14 protein-coding genes are annotated in these 20,496 nt (G+C 42.2%); 6 read left to right on the forward strand and 8 right to left on the reverse strand.

Annotated elements, in window-relative coordinates:
* Nucleotides 1–3: 3 nt before the first annotated feature.
* The 4 genes from AC1DXF_RS20770 to AC1DXF_RS20785 form a co-directional block, all read right to left on the reverse strand.
* Nucleotides 4–675 carry a DUF4272 domain-containing protein gene (locus AC1DXF_RS20770; protein WP_477450617.1) on the reverse strand — a complete coding sequence of 224 codons (672 nt, stop codon included), beginning with the start codon at nucleotides 673–675 and terminating at the stop codon, nucleotides 4–6.
* 7 nt (nucleotides 676–682) lie between these two features.
* Nucleotides 683–1,039: a hypothetical protein gene (locus AC1DXF_RS20775; RefSeq protein WP_477450618.1), complete on the reverse strand. Its 357-nt coding sequence runs from the start codon at nucleotides 1,037–1,039 to the stop codon at nucleotides 683–685.
* Between the two features lie 80 nt (nucleotides 1,040–1,119).
* On the reverse strand, nucleotides 1,120–2,052 hold the full coding sequence (locus AC1DXF_RS20780) for a helix-turn-helix domain-containing protein (RefSeq protein WP_477450619.1): 933 nt from the start codon (nucleotides 2,050–2,052) through the stop codon (nucleotides 1,120–1,122).
* Nucleotides 2,053–2,290: 238 nt separating this feature from the next.
* The gene (locus tag AC1DXF_RS20785) at nucleotides 2,291–3,379 is read right to left on the reverse strand and encodes a DUF695 domain-containing protein (protein WP_477450620.1); all 1,089 of its coding nucleotides are present in this window, start codon (nucleotides 3,377–3,379) and stop codon (nucleotides 2,291–2,293) included.
* Nucleotides 3,380–3,577: 198 nt separating this feature from the next.
* Between AC1DXF_RS20785 and AC1DXF_RS20790 the strand changes: the two genes are divergently transcribed.
* From AC1DXF_RS20790 to AC1DXF_RS20815, 6 genes are all read left to right on the forward strand, one after another.
* On the forward strand, nucleotides 3,578–3,997 hold the full coding sequence (locus AC1DXF_RS20790; protein ID WP_477450621.1) for an SRPBCC family protein: 420 nt from the start codon (nucleotides 3,578–3,580) through the stop codon (nucleotides 3,995–3,997).
* A gap of 421 nt (nucleotides 3,998–4,418) precedes the next feature.
* Complete coding sequence (locus AC1DXF_RS20795) at nucleotides 4,419–5,006, forward strand: RNA polymerase sigma-70 factor (RefSeq protein ID WP_477450622.1); 588 nt, start codon at nucleotides 4,419–4,421, stop codon at nucleotides 5,004–5,006.
* A gap of 59 nt (nucleotides 5,007–5,065) precedes the next feature.
* On the forward strand, nucleotides 5,066–6,136 hold the full coding sequence (locus tag AC1DXF_RS20800) for a FecR family protein (RefSeq protein WP_477450623.1): 1,071 nt from the start codon (nucleotides 5,066–5,068) through the stop codon (nucleotides 6,134–6,136).
* Between the two features lie 223 nt (nucleotides 6,137–6,359).
* Nucleotides 6,360–9,707: a TonB-dependent receptor gene (locus tag AC1DXF_RS20805; RefSeq protein WP_477450624.1), complete on the forward strand. Its 3,348-nt coding sequence runs from the start codon at nucleotides 6,360–6,362 to the stop codon at nucleotides 9,705–9,707.
* Nucleotides 9,708–9,718: 11 nt separating this feature from the next.
* Nucleotides 9,719–11,167: a RagB/SusD family nutrient uptake outer membrane protein gene (locus AC1DXF_RS20810; RefSeq protein ID WP_477450625.1), complete on the forward strand. Its 1,449-nt coding sequence runs from the start codon at nucleotides 9,719–9,721 to the stop codon at nucleotides 11,165–11,167.
* A 27-nt stretch (nucleotides 11,168–11,194) separates the two neighbouring features.
* Nucleotides 11,195–11,887 (forward strand): fasciclin domain-containing protein, encoded by a 693-nt coding sequence (locus AC1DXF_RS20815; RefSeq protein WP_477450626.1) that lies wholly within the window; start codon nucleotides 11,195–11,197, stop codon nucleotides 11,885–11,887.
* Between the two features lie 49 nt (nucleotides 11,888–11,936).
* Here the strand turns inward: AC1DXF_RS20815 and AC1DXF_RS20820 are convergent, their stop codons facing one another.
* The 4 genes from AC1DXF_RS20820 to AC1DXF_RS20835 form a co-directional block, all read right to left on the reverse strand.
* A complete protein-coding gene (locus AC1DXF_RS20820; protein WP_477450627.1) occupies nucleotides 11,937–13,760 on the reverse strand; it encodes a glycoside hydrolase family 35 protein in 1,824 nt (607 codons plus the stop codon).
* A gap of 96 nt (nucleotides 13,761–13,856) precedes the next feature.
* Nucleotides 13,857–15,206 (reverse strand): vanadium-dependent haloperoxidase, encoded by a 1,350-nt coding sequence (locus AC1DXF_RS20825; RefSeq protein WP_477450628.1) that lies wholly within the window; start codon nucleotides 15,204–15,206, stop codon nucleotides 13,857–13,859.
* Nucleotides 15,207–15,210: 4 nt separating this feature from the next.
* Complete coding sequence (locus tag AC1DXF_RS20830) at nucleotides 15,211–18,546, reverse strand: VCBS repeat-containing protein (protein ID WP_477450629.1); 3,336 nt, start codon at nucleotides 18,544–18,546, stop codon at nucleotides 15,211–15,213.
* A 103-nt stretch (nucleotides 18,547–18,649) separates the two neighbouring features.
* Complete coding sequence (locus AC1DXF_RS20835) at nucleotides 18,650–20,494, reverse strand: RagB/SusD family nutrient uptake outer membrane protein (protein ID WP_477450630.1); 1,845 nt, start codon at nucleotides 20,492–20,494, stop codon at nucleotides 18,650–18,652.
* Nucleotides 20,495–20,496 lie beyond the last annotated feature (2 nt).

Below are 20,496 nucleotides of genomic sequence, written 5' to 3' on the forward strand. Positions count from 1 at the left end.
CTTTTAGGTTGAGGTATCTGTTTCGTCCCACTCTTCAAATCCGGAGAAGCGGCGAAGCCAGTTCAGCGCTTTATGCCTTTCGAAAGAAACGACGCTGTCTACCGTCGATGTGTTTGGGTTGCCGTTAAAATAAATATCTCTCAGGTAAGTGGTAACCAATTCATTAAAAAGGTTTTCGTCGATGATGATTGTTTCGTCGATATAATGCAGTTTGGTTAAAAAATCATTTAAAGGCTCGCCGACCAAAGGAATAACGGCATCAAATTCATTAAATTCCTCATCGTCTATAGGCTGGCAGGAAACCGAAAGTTTCGTAACTAATCCGAGCGACCAGGCCAATACGTAAGCCGCTTCTATTTGCCATGAAAAATTTACCAGTGCCTTTTTGTCTGTAACTTTTCCTTCAAACAATTTTGTTTCCCGTTCACTAACATGTTCCCATAGGCCCTCAGCTTTTAGCCAGTCCATGATTTTTTGACGATATTTTTCATGCTGTGCTGCAATCGAAACTGCATACAAAATGATAATCCGGCGGCCAACGTCAAAAGGTTTTGCAAAACTTTCAGGATCAAAATCAAGATAAGGCAGGTATTGTATTTTGATATCGTTGATGCCGTGATCGCTCAATCGCTTTTCAATTGCTTTTTTTCTACCAATGAATGATTTGTTTATCATAAGTAATTTATCCAAGTGGATATTTCAAATATATTAACACTAATGGGATAAGCAAAAAAGGTATCTCAATTAAAGCGGCTTTGAATTCCCCTACGTAAAAAAACATTACCACCAGGAAAAATATCAGGCCGGCATTTAAAACATTGCCTGCAACAAAAGTTTGCGGCATAAGGATAAGTATTCCGCTCAGCAGTGTCAAAAGCGATATTACTTTTAATGTGGCGGGGCTTAAATTTAATTTGCCAAACAATTCTGCTTCGGGGCCAGTGGCACCCGGTTTCATGGTTAGTCCCTGCCAGCCGTGTTTTATGCTCATAAAGGCTGCAAATATGATAAGGGCGCCGCTAATTAATTTAAGAGCCATGATGTTGCGTTGTTATAGCGCTAAACTACGCGCCATTGTCCATAACATGTTTGCAATCATCAATCAGCTATTTATCAATTTCAAATAATTTTTGCCCGTATTTCAATTGGCGATAGTGATGTTTGTTTTTTAAAGAAGTTTGAAAAGTGCGATAGCTGTTCAAATCCCAGGCTGTAGGCAATTTCTGATATGTTCCAATCGGTTTGTTTGAGCAGGATTTTTGCTTCCTGGATAAGCCGGTTGGTAATATGCTCGGTTGTGGTTTTGCCGGTGTTTTCTTTTAAAACCTTGTTAAGGTGATTACTGTGCACAGCGAGGCGGTCGGCATAATCACTAGCGGTTCGCAAGGTTATTTTTTGCTGCGGGGATGCTATGGGGAACTGCCTCTCCAACAGTTCGATAAACAGGGATGATACCCTTGCCGATGCATTGTGCGCACTGTTATAGGTGGTTAAGGGCTCCAGCTTTTGGCCGTAATGAATTACCTCCATTACGTAATTGCGGATAAGATCATACTTAAACAAATAATCGGAGCTTATTTCCTGCTGCATTTTTTTAAACATCAGCTCCAGTTCGTTTGCCTGCGCATCGGTAACCTGGAAAACCGGGTAGCCACCCGGGCGAAAGATGGGGAGTTCATCTAAAACAGCACCACTTTTTGATTGTATTAAAAAATCGCTGGTAAAAATGCAGAAGTATCCTGCCTGGTCCATATCCTGTGGCACCCAGTTATAGGGTATTTTAGGAGTAGCAAAAAGCAAAGCATTTTTGTCGATGTGGATCACCTTGTCTGCGTACTCCGCAATATTTTTTCCTCTTACCAGGCTTATCTTGTAGTAAGCCCTGCGGTTGTAGGGCATATGACCGGGGTCGTCCTTAAAACGGGGGATTAATTCTTTGAGGTCGAATACGTTAAAGTGCCCTATTTCTTTGTTGATTCCGGCCGGCAACAGCGATTCTGCATCGTCTTTCCCTACCTGTTTATAAAATTCGTCGATGGTGATAGCTTGCATAGCTGGTTGTTAAATACTAAGATAAAGGTATTAATTACCACACAATTAAACCGATTGTGATTTGAATATGATAAATATATGATGATTTTTTTGCTTAATTTATATTCAAATACTATGATTTTAAAACACGAGGCATTTGAATATAGTAAACAAAGGCTTTGCAGATATCCCGCCGTTTTGGTTGTAATTTGTCAAAATAATTCTACGTAAATTAATTGCTGTTCACAGCATGCCATAACTATCTAAACCGCTCGAATGAGCGCCAGTATTTATCTTTATAAACATCATACGTTATGTCAACCTGGCTCGAATACTTCTTTACAATACTATAAGCTACAATGGATGGTTTTCTGAAATCTTTGCAGGCAAAATATATATCCCGGGTGTTTTCAGCAGTTTGGCGGCCAATGTTCAGGTAACCGTCGAAGTCTTTCAATTCACGAAGTATATCCTTTTCAATATTATCCAACAGCTGATAGGTTTTGTTGTCGGGCATGCCGTTATTAGCTGTACCGCCGTATTTAATTTCAATACTCATAATCCAGGGGTGTGATGCTTTGCTGTCCCAGTTAAGTAAATCTGTGTTAATTATAGCCACAACAGGATTTCCATTTTCCAACGTTGCTTCAAGCCCCGAGTAGGAGTCGTCTTCAGTGTTGTGCCTTATTCCTTCGTACTTTTCGATAAATTCTTTTTCGCGCCAGGCTAAGAAATCTTTTAGTTTCGCTATTGGTACTAGTTCTTTTTCCGCCTCGCTTTTATCTATAACATTTACATTATCTATGGTTGTAGCAAAATTTAGTTCGCCAATGAAATTGTCAAGAAAAATGTATACGCCATTGATGATGTTATCTTTATTGTGTTGGGTAAGGTCGTCATGTAAAACGGTGATATCTATTTCATCAGGAAACTCATCCGAAGTATTTGCATAAAAGTGAATGTTTTTATCGCCAAATTTATAGCCGCCCATTTCGATGTATACGTTTGTAATATCTAAAGCGGGTTTCAGTGCAGTAAACTTCCAACCATTTACTTTCGGGGCGGCGTTAACAAGTTCTTCTACAAAGGGAATATTTTTGATAGCGCCATCGGCAGTCAAAACAAGTTCGACGGTATGCTCATCAAATATGCCGGTTAAAAAATAAAATCCATCTTTAAGCTCGTTAAGCTTTGGCGAAAGTTTGTCGAAAAAATCTTTGTGGATATCTCCTTTTTCTTTTACTACTTTGAAAAAAACCTTTTCATTTTTTTGAAACCAGGTCCAAAAATCTGAATAGGATCTAACAGGTTGTTCACCTCCTTTGAATATATTCTTTAGAAAATTCATGGGCTATACTTTTTTTTAATGATAGGGCAGGGTTATCGTGATAAAAAACGTTTGTTGTTGCACCAAATATAAAAACACAATCAATTATATTAAACATTTCCATCAGTAATTAACACCCGTCAATTGTCGCATTTAACTATATTCCTTTTTGAAATATTCTCCTAATTTTATCAAAAGAAAATCAATTAAATAACACAAATGGAAACAACAGCTATCACCGTAGAAGCTACAATAAATGCACCAATTGAAAAAGTTTGGGAATCATGGACTATGCCAGAGCATATTACTCAATGGTGCCATGCATCAGACGATTGGCACGCGCCCTATGCTGATAACGACGCGCAAACAGGCGGCAAATTTAAAACTACCATGGCCGCGAAAGATGGAAGTTTCAGTTTTGACTTTGAAGGCGTTTACAGCAATGTAGAACAATATAGGCTGATTGAATATGGCCTCGGGGACGGCCGGAGGGTAAAAATTGAATTTACCGCCGATGGAGATACCACTAAAGTAACAGAAACATTTGACCCCGAAACGCAGCACCCTGTTGAAATGCAAAGGGGAGGATGGCAGGCTATCCTGGATAATTTCAAAAGATATACTGAAGCCAGCCTTTAACTGTTTTTTTGCTCATTAATGCGATATGTGTTATATTTGCACAGCATGCAGATGTAAATCTTCTTGCTTGTTATTTTCCTATGGTGTAATGGTAGCACTTCTGATTCTGGTTCAGACAATCGTGGTTCGAGTCCATGTGGGAAAACTTTGAGCGGACAAAGACTAAATTTAGTCTTTGTCCGCTTTTTTTTGATACCATCGTTATAGCAAGGAAGTATTTTATCGGGCGCAGCAACTTCCTGATCTTCCCTCCGTATTCGCTTTAAGGCCCGCCTCAACAACCACTGCTTGTTCAAATTGTAAATGCAGATTAGTAATAAGCTATTATAGTTTACTTCTGCTTTGTTTTTCTCAACTAAATTTAGCGTAACCAATTATATGCATTCTCCCCTGTAAATGCACTTACAAAACCTGCTTAAAGATGTTGAACATTGATATCAAAGATCTGTTATTAAAAGTTGCGCATGATAATGATCTGGCATCTTTTAAAAAGATCTACTTTTTATATTACGAAAGGTTGTTAAAATTAGCCTGCTCCTATGTGAAGTTAACAGAGGTGGGCGAGGAGATTGTAGATGACGTTTTTGTGAAAATATGGTCGAACCGGGCCGGATTAGCAGAAGTTAATAATTTAACGGTTTATTTATATGTGGCGGTTAAAAACAGGGCCATCAATCATAATTTGTCAAATCGGATAACTTGTGTTGATATAGAATCGGTTAGTTTTGAGCTTAAGGATATGAGCGGTTCTGTTGAAGATGTGTTAATTACCAATGAACTTGCAAAAATTATTAATTACACCATACAACGGTTACCTGATGAATGTAAAATTGTATTTAAACTGGTTAAAGAGGATAGCCTGAAATACCGGAAGGTGGCGGAGATATTAAATATCTCTGTTAAAACCGTTGAATATCACATGAATAACGCGCTGAAAAGAATAGCCGCTGCAATTTCCGCCTCACCAGATCATCATAAAGGAACAATAAAAAAAGCGTCCTCAAATTAATTTCATTTTTTCACTGGGGTATTTTCATTTTCTCCTGTCCTTGTTTCTGAAGCAAAAAAATGGATCAGGACAATATTTGGACACTTGTTGGAAAAAAACTTAATAATGAGGCTACCCCGGAGGAGCTTCATCAGTTACATCAGTTGCTCAGGCAGCCCTGGGCTGATGTTTATTCCATCCAGGTATTGGAGGCCATGTGGCGGCAAAATCCCAATCAACCACCCCGTTTTATTCCCCATAAGCTTCAGCAAAAATGGGACAATCTTGAAAGTAAACTCGAAACCGGCAGCACCGGAGCCGATACATTTCAAAGCCCTGTCAACGAGGTTGCCTTCGGTCCGAAAAACATAAGGATTATTGTCAAACGTGCACTCATTGCAGCGGCCTGTTTGGTGTTTGGTTTATTATCTTTTTTTTACTGGAAAAGTTATCGGGGTGATGATAGTAAAACCTATCAAATTGTAGCAGCGGGCGGAAACATCAGCAAAATTGTATTGCCCGATGGTACTAAGGTTTGGCTTAATGCCGGCAGCGAAATTTTTTACAAAACAAATTATGGTGATGGTAATAGGGAGGTGCGCCTTGCCGGCGAGGCTTTTTTTGATGTGGTGAAGGACGCCGGACATCCGTTTGTTGTGAATACGGCTACTATGCGCATAAAAGTGCTGGGCACTGCTTTCAATGTCAGGTCGTATGCAAACGATGATGTTTCTGAAACATCGCTGATACGGGGCAGGATAGAATTAACCACAACTTCGGGCCCCGGTCAACGGATTATATTAAAACCCTCCGAAAAGTTGACCATTGTTAACAGCAAAGGGGCCAGCAGCCATAAAAGCAACGCCGTTATTACCTTAAGCACCCTGCATACCACCAAAGCCGATTCGTTGCCATCAGAAGCGCAATGGCTGGAAAACAAACTGGTATTTGATAACGAATATTTTGACGAGGTAGCCAAAAAGATGGAAAGGTGGTACGGTGTTTCCATAGCATTTAAAAATGAGGAATTAAAAGAGAAACGATTTAGCGCAAAATTCGTGGCCGAACCGCTAAACACAGCGTTGGAGGCCCTTAAAATAACCAGCAATTTTAACTTTTTAATCGATAACAAAAAGGTGATTATCTACTAACCAATAAAGCTATAACCTAAAAATATGCCTATGATAAAATTTGATCCTTAAAACTATTAAACCAAAAAAGCGGAGAATGTTGTCGCATCCCCCGCAATAATTGGTACCACAACTACGAGTCTTCTTAAACCAATAATTAAAGTAACCTAAATACTAAATTATGAAAAAAAATGCTTGCCGCACAAGTAATGTGCGGTTGCAACGCCTATTTAAAATATTACTCATGACAAAGTGTACCCTAATCCTGATTATTATATCAGCGTTTCAGGTTTTTGCAAAAGGCTACGCCCAGGATAAAATTAACATTAGCCTTCATGATGTTTCGATAAAAAAAGCGCTTACAGAAATTGAAAAAACAAGCAACTACCGTTTTGTGTACAATGATGACGCACTGAGCGAAAAGCATATTGGCAATATAATGCTTAACAATGCGTCGATAAACCAGGTGATGGACGTGTTGCTGACCAAAACAGACCTGGTATATAAACTGGGCAATAACAACCTGGTTATCATTTCTGATAAGGCATTACAGATGGCGGCCCGTCCCATTACCGGGCGGGTAACAGACGATAAAGGCGGTCCGTTGCCTGGAGTGAGCGTAAAGGTAAAAGGAGCGCAAACAGGTGTTATTACCGATATTGATGGAAAATTTACAATCAATGTGCCGGATAACAATGCGGTATTGACATTTTCGTTCATCGGCTTCACTTCGACGGAAGTAACAGTTGGCGACCGTAAAAACATCAACATCACGCTCAAGGAATCATCTACCGACCTGAATGAGGTAGTGGTGACCGGCTACGGACAATCGGTAGCAAAACGCGATTTAACCGGCGCTATCTCAACCGTAACTGCTAAACAGATTGAGGAACGCCATCCTATCAACCTGATTGATGCTTTGCAATCACAGGCATCGGGCGTACTGGTAATAAACGATTCGGGCGAGCCTGGCGCAACCGGCTCCATCCAAATACGCGGTGGCTCTACCTTTTCAAGTGCCGGCAACTCGCCCTTGTTTGTAATAGACGGTATTTTGAGCCAAAGCGCAGATAATGTGAACCCTAATGACATTCAGTCTATCGAGGTATTAAAAGATGCGGCCTCTGCGGCTATTTATGGTTCGCAGGCCGCCAATGGCGTTATTTTAATTACCACCAAGCGCGGCAAGGCGGGTAAGCCGCTTATAAATGCGCAGTATGCCCGCATTTTTGGTGTAATGGCCCACAAGCTGGAGCAGCCAAATTCAAAGGACCTGCGTGTTGAAAGAAATTTATATAATGGTAATAGTCCCGATAAACCAACTACCACAAACGACTCATTAAATGTGGTTTTTAACTCGGACAATGATAACCAGAGCGTAATTACCCAAACAGCCAAAAGAGATATTCTTGATTTTGGTGTTAGCGGCGGCGAAAAAAGTGTGCAATACTATTCAAGCATAAGGTATATTAATGATGAAGGTTTGATAGTTAACAGCTACTCAAAAACATTGCAGGCCCGTTTTAACCTGGATTACCAGGTATCGCCAAGGTTTAAATACAGCAACCGTTTATCCTTTGGTTATAATACCAACAATAATATTAACGAAGGTAACACCATTAATCAAGCCTTTCAGCGGCCGTCAAATTTAGCTTTGTATTATCCCGATGGTACCTTAACCGGGTACATTAGCGGCCGCCGCAACCAGTTATCGGTTGCATTGCTGGAGGTTAACGTTACCAATACCTACACCGGCGATTTGTTTAACCAGGTTGATTATACCATTACAAAAGATCTGCGGCTAACCAATAACTTTGATTTTGGTTTATCAACGCCGCACAATGTTTTCTTTGATCCTAAATTACTCAGCAGCGCCAACCCGCTGGTAAATGCGGGTAGGGAGAGTTTTGGCCTTAGCACCAACTGGGCATACCAGGGATTTTTAAACTACAATAAAACATTCGGTCAAAATCACTCTATAACCGCGGTGGCAGGTATAAGTGCCGAAAAAACACAAAATAACAGCTTTAAAATAGCGGGTACAAACTATGCTAACGAAACTATATATACCTCAAACGTTGCCGGCACGATAGATTTAACCAACACTGGTACCGATGCCGGGTCAACCAGCCGCGAATCATTTTACGCGCGTGCAGGTTACAACTACAAAAGCCGGTACATCATCAGCGCGGTTTACCGCCGGGACGGATCGTCAAAATTTGGTTCATCCAATCAGTTTGGTAATTTTTACGGTTCATCTGCCGCCTGGCGTTTCTCCGACGAGCCGTTTATGAACTGGTCGAAAAAATTCCTGGGCGATGGTAAGCTGAGGGTAAGTTATGGGCAGGTAGGTAATGATCGTATCCCCGCCAACTCCAACCTGCTCATTTATACTTTTGGCTCATCCTTTTATAATGCCATCAATGGCGTGGTTTTAAGCAACCAGTTTGGCAATACGCAGTTAAAATGGGAGAGTAACATACAAAAGAACATAGGCTTAGATTTGCAATTCTTTAATTCGCGCCTTAATGTAACAGCCGATTATTATCAAAAGGTAACTAAAAACCTGCTTTATCAACGCAATATCCCGGTAGAAACCGGTTTTACAAACGTGTACGTGAACGTTGGCGATGTTTCAAATAATGGCTGGGAGTTTTCGGTAAATGCGACGCCAATTGTGTCTAAAAAGTTTATCTGGAATATTAACGCGAGTTTATCAATCGAGCGTAATAAAATCAGGAGCCTCTACAATCATCAGCCATTTTTGGCCACAGCAGGAGGTGCAACCTACCTGGTTCAGGAGGGCGGCAAAATTGGCGATTTTTACGGATATAAGGGATTGGGCGTTTACCGCTACGATGCATCAAACGCCTATGATGATAATTGGAACAGGCTGACACCGGTTGATGTATCTGCCGATGGCAAAACGGCTTCGGGCTACACCCTGAACGGTAATAGTTATACGGGCACGGTGCATCACATGTATGCAGGCGGGGCATTGCTACTGGGTGGCGATATGATATTTGACAACGTTAAAAAAGATAGTGTAATTGATGCTAACGACAGGCAGATAATTGGCAATGCACAGCCGTCATTTTATGGAGCCATCATTAACACGTTTACTTATAAACAATTTAGTTTGTCGTTTACGCTTAACACCAACTGGGGGGGCGAGGCCTATGCCAGCCCAAGACAAACCTTAAATAACCTGGCAACATCGGGTATTGTAGCTGATAATAATACCACCTACAATTCATGGAAAAATCAGGGAGATATTACCAATATACCTTATATGGGCCGCAAAAATTCAACCGCGAACTTCCCGGGTACCCAAACCAGGTTTTTGGAAAACACTTCGTTTATAAGGCTTAGCTATGCAAAGTTTACCTATAACCTGCCGGCAAATATTGCCTCGCGTATTAAACTAAAAAATATTGGCGCTTATGCGTACGGCGCAAACCTGCTCACCTGGACTAATTATTCATGGTACGACCCAGAGTTTTCTTCAAGCTCGGCATTAACGCCGGGTAATGACAGTGGCCGTTATCCGCGCAGGCGCGAATTTGGTTTTGGAATAAATGTTAATTTCTAATGAACTTAATCATGAAAAAAATATTACACGTTACTTTTTTGATGCTTTCCATTGCGTTGTTTAGCTGTAAAAAGTTGTTGGATCAGCCCCCCAAAAGTCAGTTGGCCAGTAGCAAATTCTGGAAAACAGCCGATGATGCCAAGGCAGGCATTGCCGGGATATATGATGGCATCCAGGATATGTTTAACACCCAATATATTTATTGGGGCGATGGACGGAGTGATAACCTTACTTTTCACCCTACCTATAACGATGGCCTGCCGCTGTCATTAAACGTACTAACGCCTACCACCACCGGGGCCGATTGGACGCTGATATACGCGGCCATAAGCCGGGCAAATTTTGCAATAAAATATATCCCTACTATTGAGGGTATTGATCCTGTTTTATCAAAAGACTTACAGGCTCAGGCACTGGGAATAAGGGCGTATTGTTATTTTTGGCTGATAAGGCTTTGGGGAAACGTACCCGTGTGGACTGAACCTTATGAAGATTTGAGCACCGATCCTTACAAGGGCGTAACACCTGCGGCTGACATTGTAAAAAACGTTATCCTGCCCGATTTGCTTAAGGCCTATGACCTGTCTGACCATACAGCCGCCGTTGTATGGAATTTAAATTCGGGTGGTATTGCGGCCATGTTGATGGATGTTTACATGTATAACCACGATTATACCAACGCTTTGTTGTGGTGCGATAACCTGTTCAAGCTAAACCGCTATAGCCTGGAACCTACTGCCAGCTGGAAAAATAATTTTATCGCCCCAACTAATACCAAAGAGAACATCTGGAGTTTAAACTGGGATTTTACGGTTGATGGCGGCAACAAAACATCGCAGGAGATAGGTGCCGGTGACACCAACAGCGATTTTGCCGTTGACCCAGGTTTGTGGGCCTATTATACCACCACAACGGCCGATATCAGGGGCTCCCAGAGTATCGATTTTAAAGTAACTAACCACGATAAAATATTAAAGTATTATGCCCCCAACCTGGATAAGAATGGTAACCAGATTTATCCGCCTTCGCCCCAGGCTAATTTGTATTTTCCGTTATATCGCCTGGCCGACATTTATCTTTTACGGGCCGAAGCTTTAAACAGAACAGGCGACCTGGCCAACGCGCTGCTTTACCTGAATAAAGTACATACCCGGGCAGGCTTGCCAGCCTACCAGGCAAGTGATTTTGCCAATGCGGATGCTATGCTTTATGGCAGTCCTGTTAATACCAACGGGATTTTACGGGAAAGGCAGCTGGAGTTTTTCTGCGAAGCAAAACGCTGGTTTGATTTGCAAAGAAATGATATCATCATCAGCATTATGGACCCTGTGATCAGGAACAGGCAGCTGGCCAAAGGCTTTCCTTCTACCGGCTTTGGCGACCCGAGGAAGGTATTATGGCCCATTAATCAAAACGTGTTAAACGCCAATACCAGGCTAACTCAAAATCCACCTTATTAATCAGACAGCATTTTAAAACGATATCAAATGAAAAAGATGAAACAAGCATATTTATGGTTTGCGTTTGCGGGCCTTTTAATAAGTATGGCAGGCTGTAATGTGGCCGGATTGAAATTGCAGGAAAGTGCTGATTATCATCCGTACGTGCTCGATCCGCATATTGATAAAACTACCTGGCAATATATTAAGGACCGCAGCTACAACTTTACCGGGAAGGATACCATATTTAAGCTGATGCGGCAGGCCATTGAATATTCGGGGATTGATACAAACCTGTATATTAAAACCAATTGTACGTTTATACTATTGCATAACGATGCTATTTACAGAACAACCCTTGCAAATAAGGTACCTACAATTACAGCCGACTGTTACTGGGGAAAATACCTGGTAAATGGTGCGCCAGCCAAAAAGTGGAGCGATTACCCAAAAGAACAGGTAAAAAACTACCTGTTGTATTTAATTGTACAGGGAGCATACTCCTTTAACAACTTAACACCCGGCAACGTGATCGCCACTACGCTTCAGCCGTTAAATTACGATCCGTTAAATCCCACATCGGTGATGACACTGCGTGTTAACGACGATCAGAATTTTACCATGCGGTTAAATGATTTCTCAAATTCTGTTGGCTATGTAAGTGTACGAACAAGCAATATTTTGCCCGTAAACGGCGCGATACAGGTAATTGACAGGGTGCTTTTCTATCAAACTAAATAATACCTAAACTTTAATTCCTGCCGCGGCAATTTTTGCCGCGGCAGGTTATTTAAAGCTGCAATTGATCTAATACAGGTTTACTCAATCCGGATAATTGATCTTGTTGCGGTTTCAATAATTCCAGGATAACAATATCGTTATGTCCTTTTTTCAGCCATTCTGCGGGCAGGTATAGCGTTTGCTGCGGACCGATATTCCAATACCGCCCCAGGTTGTGCCCGTTTACCCAAACCACGCCTTTGCCCCAGTGGCTCAGGTCGAGGTAGGTATCTGCAACTTTGCCGAGGTTAAAGCTTCCCTTCTTAATCAGCGGCGACCGGGAATTTTGCTTAGCCGCACTAAACCTGATTGTATTTAAGCTTTTGAAGGGTAAGGAATACATTTTCCAGTGCGGTACTTCGTTGCCGGCAAAAAGTACCTTTTGGGTAATACCCTTTTTATTTTGTAACAGGTATTTACCAAAGTTGATGCGGCCAAGATTTTCGACTAAAATATCCAATGTTACTTTGCCGGCTGGCAGGGCAAGGGTTAAGCTATCCTGGTTCAACCGGCGGTCAAGCACGCCAACCGTTTTACCATTGATCATTACAACCGCGTAATCTCTTAAATCCTTAAGCTTAAGTGTGCCTGTTTTGCTTCCCTGGATGGTGCTTCTGTATAATACAAAACCATAATCCTGGCGCAGGTCTTCAAAAGTAAGCGGGGTTATGTTTGCTTTAGGAGCTGGCAAGGCGTTCAACAGGCTTAACGACTTTGCAAATTTAATTGCCCGTATACTGATAGCAGGTTTAGCCGCAGGAACAGCGGGCAGGCTTATGCCGGCGGGCAGGTATTTTTGGATCACTTCCCTGAACTTCATGAATTTAGGAGTGGCATTACCAGCCTCGTCCAGCGGCGCATCGTAATCATAGCTGCTGATTTGTGGTTCGTAAGGAGTTTCGTCTTTATAATTGGCGCCATTCATAAATCCGCGTGTTGTACCGCCATGAAACATGTACATGTTGATGGATATGCCTGCTGCCAAAACCGAGTCAAGGTGGCCGGCATATTGTTCGGCCGGTACGGTGTGGTGTTTGGTGCCCCACCAATCAAACCAGGCCGGGTACCATTCGGCAATATAGTATGGCCCTTTGCCATCATGGTTGTTGTTGATTATCTTTTTCACCTTAGCCGGATCATCCAGTCCGTTAACTGCCGGCAACAGGCCTGGTAAATGCCCTTTTACTAAATCGGGGGCAGGGTCGCAGGTATATAGCAAGCCATCGAAGCCCGCTTCTTCAAAGAATTTTTTATTGATGGATAAATATTCCTTGTCGCTGCCGTAGGAGCCATACTCATTCTCTATCTGCACCATTAATATGTTACCACCATGGTTTATTTGCAGCGGAGCCAGTTGTTTGCCTATCTCTTTAATATAGCTTTCATATTCTTTAAGGTACTGGGGCTCTTTACTGCGTACTTCTAACCCTTTTTCGTTTTGCAGCCAATACGGATAACCGCCAAATTCCCATTCGGCACATACATAGGGGCTTGGGCGCAGTATTACCCATAGTCCTTCTTCCCGGGCTATGCGTACAAATGCTGCTACATCATTATTTCCTGTAAAATCGAATTTTCCTTTTTGTGGTTCGTGAAGGTTCCAAAATACATAGGTCCCTATAGTATTCAGCCCCATCGCTTTGGCCATTTTCATGCGCGAACGCCAGGCCTCGCGTGGTACCCGGGGGTAATGCATTTCGCCCGATATCATCTGGAAGGGCTTGCCATCCAGCAAAAATGCATCATCGCCCAGCTTAAACGTGTGAGTTTGGGCAAATGTATTAATGACACTTAAAAAGGTGATAATAAATAGTGCAAGGAATTTTGGTTTCATACTGGTGTGATTAAAGCTAAGTATGTTTTATAAACAGCTTAGGTTAAGTTTATAATTTGGTTGCAGGAAAACAGGTTATAAAAAAAGGTGTTTCATTTAATGTGTTACCGACGAACTTTTAACCGGGCCTGTATATTTAGCCAACACCCATTGGCCAACTTTAACGCCTTGTATTATGCCATTATCAATTGCATCCTTAAAGTGAATGCCTCCCCAAAACCGAGACATACCGGCTTCGGTAGCGGCCTGTGTAAATGAATTGAAACTTCGGGGGGTAAGTCCATATTTTTCTTCCACGTTATCGGTATAATGAAAATTATCGCCAAAGTAATGGGTAAGTATTACTGCCGACGCCGATGATATAACAGAATGGCCGCTAATGTATTCGGGGAACGGCGGTGTTTGCAGCAGCGGTTTCCAGTTAACATCTATATACTTGCGGATGGCAGTTTCCGGGCGGACCCTGTTGGTGCGGTATTTATCGTCCCAGCAGCATATAAAACCATCCAGTAATCCCGTGGCCACCATGGTATGGATCTCCAGTGCCTTTGAAAAACCGGTTTTTGTTTGCCGGCATGCTATGCCTGTAATTCCCATCCAATGCGCCCCTGGCGAAATCTTTTTTAAACCTATCAGCATGTGCCCGTTATCCTGAACGGCAAATGGATTGCAATCCCAAAAGCCTGCTATTGTCCGTTGTTCGGTAGTTAATCCTTCCGCGCTTGCTTTGTAGTTCATAATCATGAATTTATAAAAAGCGCTGTTTTTATCGGTAGAAAAAGGTATTGGAGGATCTGGCAGGAATTGAGAAGCCGAATCAAGCGTAAGCGGACGGATGGTATTAAAATAAGGCTCAACCGGGGCCATATAAGCCGGTGGGGTAGGGTCCCAGGTGCCCTCTTTTCCAAGCGGGGTATATCTTGTATAATTACTAATCCTGTTGTATTTGTCTTTTTTAACATAAGCAAGTATCTGCTTACTGATAGCCTGCGCGTAATGTTTAGAACTGTCGATAACCTCGTCGGTAAAGCCTATCTTTTTACATGAATCCAAAAAACTCTGCTCATATTTTATCAGTAAGCTACCTGATGGCTGTAGCTTTCCCGCGGTTTCCATCATGGCTATTAAAGCACTTAACTGGTAGGCATATCCTTTAGCATAAGTCGGTTTTTTAATAGCGGGATATTCATTTAAAATACCATACATGCTTTTAACACTTTTGTCGTTTTGCGCCACAACTTCATAACCTGCAATGCAGGTATACGAAAAGAAACGTGCAGCCAAAGGAGGATTAGTTACATCATGGATCATAATAACCGTCATATGATCAATTACTTTAGTAATATCGGCGCTTGTTAATACCGGTTGCGCCTGTTTTTTATTGCAACTGTTATATAAAATAGCTGTTGTAAACAGGATAGTTGTTAAAAATGCCTTCCTTTTCATAAAATTAAAATCCTTTATAGGCTTTTACTCCCTGTTGATTGATCCCGAATAATAATGTTTGATTAATTTCTATAACGCTTCTTACGTCGCCCCATAATTTAAACCCAGATTGAAGTTGGGGGATATATTCAAAATGTCCCTTACCATCGCCCTTTAACAGTATGCCATAATTCGCATCGTACTTGCCTAAACGCAGCCTGGCCCTGTTAATGTTACCACATAAAAGCAAGTCCTGGTTACCATCATGATCATAATCAAGACCGGTTATGGTGAAAACGGGTGAAGACTGAACCTGTAAGGGTAGGGGGGATGAATGTAATTTACCTTTGCCATCACTTAAAAAATAAGTAGTGGCCAGGTTATTGGCTTGTAAATGGCCGGCATCTTTTAATTCTACAGGGGTAAATATATCTGTAAGCGTGGCATCGGCATAGCTTTTATAATCAGGAAAGCGCGGGCGCATCATACTAATCTGTTCTAAAAGCTCGTCCCTTGAAACGTACGGATAGCTGTTATGCTGAATGTAAAAGCAAAAGATAGGGTCAACTGCTCCGTTGTCATCAAAATCTTTGTAATACATTTCTGCCGGCTCATTATCGCTGGCTTTGCATTGGGTATTTAACCCCTGGTTGCCAACAATCAGGTCGGGATGTCCGTCGTGATTAAAATCTGATACCAGTATTTTATTCCACCAGCCACTACTAGGCTTATCAAAATAAGCCCTGGTATTATTTACCAGTTTCCCGTTTTCGTTAATTAATACGGTTACCGGCATCCACTCGCCCACTAAAACCAAATCCGGCTTTTTGTCTCCGTTCATATCTACCCATGCGGCATCGGTTACCATACCGATATGCTGCAGGCCTGAGTTGTATTTTACGGTTTCGTCGGTAAAATGTCCTTTGCCATCATTTATCAGGATGTAGCTTTGGGGTGTTTCGGGATACCTGCCGGGTATTACCTTTCCGCCTACAAATAGATCGGGGTGACCGTCGCCGTTAATATCTGCTACTCTTATGCAGCTTTTACTACTGCGCATTGTGGGTAATGCTTCTTTTGCTTTGGCAAAATTGCCTTTTCCATCGTTTAAATATAACCTGTCCTGCAATAAGGGATCATCAGGTGTATAATTATCATACCCGCCCGAACTCACATATAAATCCGGTTTGCCATCGCCATTGGCGTCAAAAAATGCCGCATCGGCATCGGTGCTTTTTTTATCGGCTTCAAGAGCAGGTTCTGGTTTTATATCGAATTTACCCCCTGCCTGTTGAATATATATAGTGCCCGGTTTCCCGGCGCCTCCGCCTATGTAAACATCTTCCAGGCCATCGGCATTTATATCTCCCTTTATTATGCAGGGGCCCGAGAACGACAACGGGTTTACCATAAGTGGCTGCCGTTTAAAATCGTTAAGCTTGTTTTTTTCCTGTAGGTTAGCTACCGGCGATGGAACCTCTGCAAATATAGGCTTCAGGTTTTTTAGTGCTTCAGAACCGTTAAGTGCACTTTTTTCATCCAGCGTTAGCTGCTGATTGGCTTTGATTTTTTTTACAACCTGCTGCTTGCCCTGCTGCCATACTATACGCAATGAATCAACTTCATTATCCTTACCTAGTCCGAAATGTAATATGGGCGATACGCTTGATTGAAAGCCGCGGCTTGGCATTTGTTCCAGGTATTGTTTTTTGTTTTTGGTATAAATGGTAACTTTTGCCCCTATACCCTCGGTGTTTTTGCCCGCACCATTTAGTTTGAGTTGCAGGTAGTGGTTATCTGCTTGTTTGTCTGATTCGTTTTGGTAGATGAATGCAGGCTGGTTTATATTATTAGTCACCAGGTCCAGGTCACCGTCATTATCCAGGTCGGCATAGGCTGCGCCGTTACTGTTTGATGATTGTGTAATGCCCCATGAGGCGCTGGTATTGGTAAATGTTAAATTGCCATTGTTTTTAAAAAGATAACTTTTTACCTGCGAAGATGGCATTTGTTGTACCAGGTTATAGATATCCTTACGCATCAATCTTTTATCTTTCAAAAAATCGCCCATGTATTTTACAAAATCCATGTTGGTAAAATCGCGGGTGTAGCCGTTGGTTACAAACAGATCTTTCCAGCCATCATTATCATAATCGGCAAATAAAGGGGCCCAGCTCCAATCGGTGTTTGAGATCCCTGATAGTTGCCCTATTTCGCTGAAAGTGCCGTTCCCATTGTTTATTTGCAACATGTTGCGCATATATTGGTAATAAAAGCCTGTACGAAGGCTTAAATCGAATTTTTCATAGTTATCCGGCGCAAACAGTAATTTTTGCCGGTGATTATCTTCCGGGAGCATATCAAGTGTAAAAATGTCCGGTAAGGCATCGTTATTTATGTCGGAAACATTGTTCCCCATAGAAAACTGTGAGGTATGCCCGATTGAAGATTGCAATTTATTGGTGAAGGTACCATCGCCATTGTTGATGTACATAAAATCGGGTATGGTATAGTCGTTGGATATATAAATATCCGGCAATCCATCACCGTTAATATCGGCTATGGCCGCTCCAAGGCCGTAGGTTAAATCAGAACTACTTATTCCGACTTGTTCTGTTACATTTTTAAAAACGTTATTGTCGTTTTTATATAACCGCACGCCGTTGGGCGAATTTGATTTTTTTAAGATAGCCGCCGTATTCACCTCGTCTAAAACGGGCAGTTGGATGGGGCTATGGTTTAATAAAAACATATCCAGGTCGCCATCCCTGTCGTAGTCAAAAAATACAGCTTGTGTGCTGTACCCGGCGTCTGCCAATCCATATTGTTGTGCCTGCTCTGTAAAATGCGGAACGCCATCTTTGTCGTTCCCTCCATTAATAAACAGTTGGTTCTGGCGTTTTTCGGGCCTTACATTTCCCGAATAGCACACGTAAATATCCAGTTTGCCATCGCCGTTTACATCGGCCATTGTTACCCCGGTTTTCCAGGGGCCGGGCCGGCCGGCTACATCTGCAACGGTAGTAATATCCGTAAACTGCATGTGTCCTTTGTTCAGGTACAATTTATTGTCGGTCATGTTACCGGTAAAATACATATCCAGTAAGCCATCGCCGTTCAAATCGCCTGTTGCTACCCCACCGCCATTGTAAAAGTATTCATACATCAGCACGTTGGTATTCAGGCCTTCGGTTAAAGTGTTGCTGAAATCAACATGGGTTTGTTCCTGGGCAAGTAAAGTAAATAGGGGAGTGCCGTTGTTTCCATCGGTGCCCTTATTCTCGGTTGGATGCCCGCAACTTGTTAATGCAATAATTCCGGTTAAAAGAAATTGTGGAAATAATTTTATGTAATTGTTCACCAAGGGCCGTTTAAATTTATAGGTTAAAACTTTAAAAGAATGCCGGCATTTTACCACCGGCATTCTTTAGCATAAATATATAAGAAATTTTACATCCCTTTAATTAATATCCGGGGTTTTGAACTAACTTCTTGTTCTTATTGATCTCGTCGCGGCTAATAGGCATAAAATAAACCCTATCCTTCCATGTACGGTTTTCAACTCCCGGGTCAAGTTCCTGTACCGTGTAGGTGTAAGCGTAATTATCGGTGTTATGCCTGTAAACACTTACCGATTTACCAGGCTTTAAAGTCGCCGTAATTTTCATGATCCTTACTTTGTTGCCCAGCGTTGTTGGCGCAATCATCCAACGGCGCGCGTCATAAAAACGTTGTTCTTCAAACATCATTTCCACATTGCGTTCGTTGCGGTACCGCTCTTTAAGCGCAGCGCCTGCATCGGCAATTGCCGGCATGCCCGAGCGGAAACGGATTTTATTAAGCCAGGTGCGGGCAAGGTCTTCCTGTCCTAACTCAATACATGCTTCCACATAATTGAACACAATTTCGGTGTACCTGATTAAAGGCGATGGTACTTCCGACCGGGTGTTCTGATCTACAATAGCCGGGTTAGGGTCCATAAACTTCCTGATAGCATAACCTGTACGGGTACCGTTCCAGTTTTCGATAGGGCCATTCCTGGTATCCAAACCAAAATAAGTTACAGGGCTGCCCGAACTGCCGGTTTGATAGGTACCCATTTGTATTTCATTATAAGGGTCTATCCCTGCACCATCAGATGTACGTGGTTTCCAAGGTGCGCCATCATATAAAACAGATGCATAAAAACGTGGGTCCCTGTCTGTATAAGGGGCAGCCTTTTCAGCAGCGTTGTTCCAATCGAATTTTGAGCCATCCATCATTTCATAATCATCTACCATGTTTTGAGTAGGCTCGCTCGATGTCCAGCCGTGGTATCCGTTGGTACAATTGTTCCTGCCATACCATGCACCCCATTCATCCTTGCTATTGCTGAAATAACGGGCAAACAAGATCTCTTTTTCGCCGCCATTTCTTGATAAATATGAATTTTGATAATTTGTAAATCCATCGGCAGCAGTAGCAGGGGCACTTAAATTAAGCGCATAACCATAAGTGCCGGATTTTGCCAATATAACCAATGCGGCATCCTGAGCTTTTTTCCAGCGGGCATCATGATCGCTGGTTGTATAGCCCAAATATTCGGGATGTGCATAACCGGTTAGGGTACTTATGGTTTTTAATTTTACGGGGTCATGCAAATCACTGGCTGCATACATTAACACCCGCGCCTTTAGGGCCAAAGCAGCATCACTTGTGGCACGGCCTTTTCCCAGATCTTTGCCTTGCAGTAACGGGCTTGCAGCATCCAGCTCGCTCACTATAAAATCAACACATTCTGCGTAAGTATTCCTGGCAATGGTAAAGTCAGGAGTGTTAAGCGCATAAGTAGCTTTTACAAGTGGAACGCCGCCGTAATAGCGCAGCAACTGATTATAAAAATACGCGCGCATAAAATGCGCCTCGCCCGTAAGCCTGTCTACAAGCGTTTTGTCAAGCTTAGATTTGGCAAGTTGCTCTAAAGCAAGGTTAGCCGACCTTATCCTGGCGTACATCTCGTTCCATTCATAGGTATTGTTCACCCAGCCTAAATTGTCCGGGCTTATATTCCCTTCCATTATATTCTGCTTTCCAAAATTATAGAGCGCATTATCGGTGATACAATCCATATTTTCCTGATTCAGCCCGGCATCATGCAGGCCGTTGTACAACTCTGTTACGAAGGCTTCAGAAAGATTTGGATCTGCCCAGGTGAGTTCTGCCGATGCCTGGTTCATCGGTTTTGTACTCAAGAATTCCTTCTTACATGACGCAAGCAGTACTCCCGACAGTATCGCGATTGTTGAAATATTTCTTATAAATGTTTTCATAT

Source organism: Mucilaginibacter sp. P2_A5, assembly GCF_056404995.1.

Excerpts from the sequence above, each read along its gene's own strand:
- AC1DXF_RS20770 (WP_477450617.1), bottom strand. The coding sequence starts at position 675 with ATGATAAACAAATCATTCATTGGTAGAAAAAAAGCAATTGAAAAGCGA.
- AC1DXF_RS20775 (WP_477450618.1), bottom strand. The coding sequence starts at position 1,039 with ATGGCTCTTAAATTAATTAGCGGCGCCCTTATCATATTTGCAGCCTTT.
- AC1DXF_RS20780 (WP_477450619.1), bottom strand. The coding sequence starts at position 2,052 with ATGCAAGCTATCACCATCGACGAATTTTATAAACAGGTAGGGAAAGAC.
- AC1DXF_RS20785 (WP_477450620.1), bottom strand. The coding sequence starts at position 3,379 with ATGAATTTTCTAAAGAATATATTCAAAGGAGGTGAACAACCTGTTAGA.
- AC1DXF_RS20790 (WP_477450621.1), top strand. The coding sequence starts at position 3,578 with ATGGAAACAACAGCTATCACCGTAGAAGCTACAATAAATGCACCAATT.
- AC1DXF_RS20795 (WP_477450622.1), top strand. The coding sequence starts at position 4,419 with ATGTTGAACATTGATATCAAAGATCTGTTATTAAAAGTTGCGCATGAT.
- AC1DXF_RS20800 (WP_477450623.1), top strand. The coding sequence starts at position 5,066 with ATGGATCAGGACAATATTTGGACACTTGTTGGAAAAAAACTTAATAAT.
- AC1DXF_RS20805 (WP_477450624.1), top strand. The coding sequence starts at position 6,360 with ATGACAAAGTGTACCCTAATCCTGATTATTATATCAGCGTTTCAGGTT.
- AC1DXF_RS20810 (WP_477450625.1), top strand. The coding sequence starts at position 9,719 with ATGAAAAAAATATTACACGTTACTTTTTTGATGCTTTCCATTGCGTTG.
- AC1DXF_RS20815 (WP_477450626.1), top strand. The coding sequence starts at position 11,195 with ATGAAAAAGATGAAACAAGCATATTTATGGTTTGCGTTTGCGGGCCTT.
- AC1DXF_RS20820 (WP_477450627.1), bottom strand. The coding sequence starts at position 13,760 with ATGAAACCAAAATTCCTTGCACTATTTATTATCACCTTTTTAAGTGTC.
- AC1DXF_RS20825 (WP_477450628.1), bottom strand. The coding sequence starts at position 15,206 with ATGAAAAGGAAGGCATTTTTAACAACTATCCTGTTTACAACAGCTATT.
- AC1DXF_RS20835 (WP_477450630.1), bottom strand. The coding sequence starts at position 20,494 with ATGAAAACATTTATAAGAAATATTTCAACAATCGCGATACTGTCGGGA.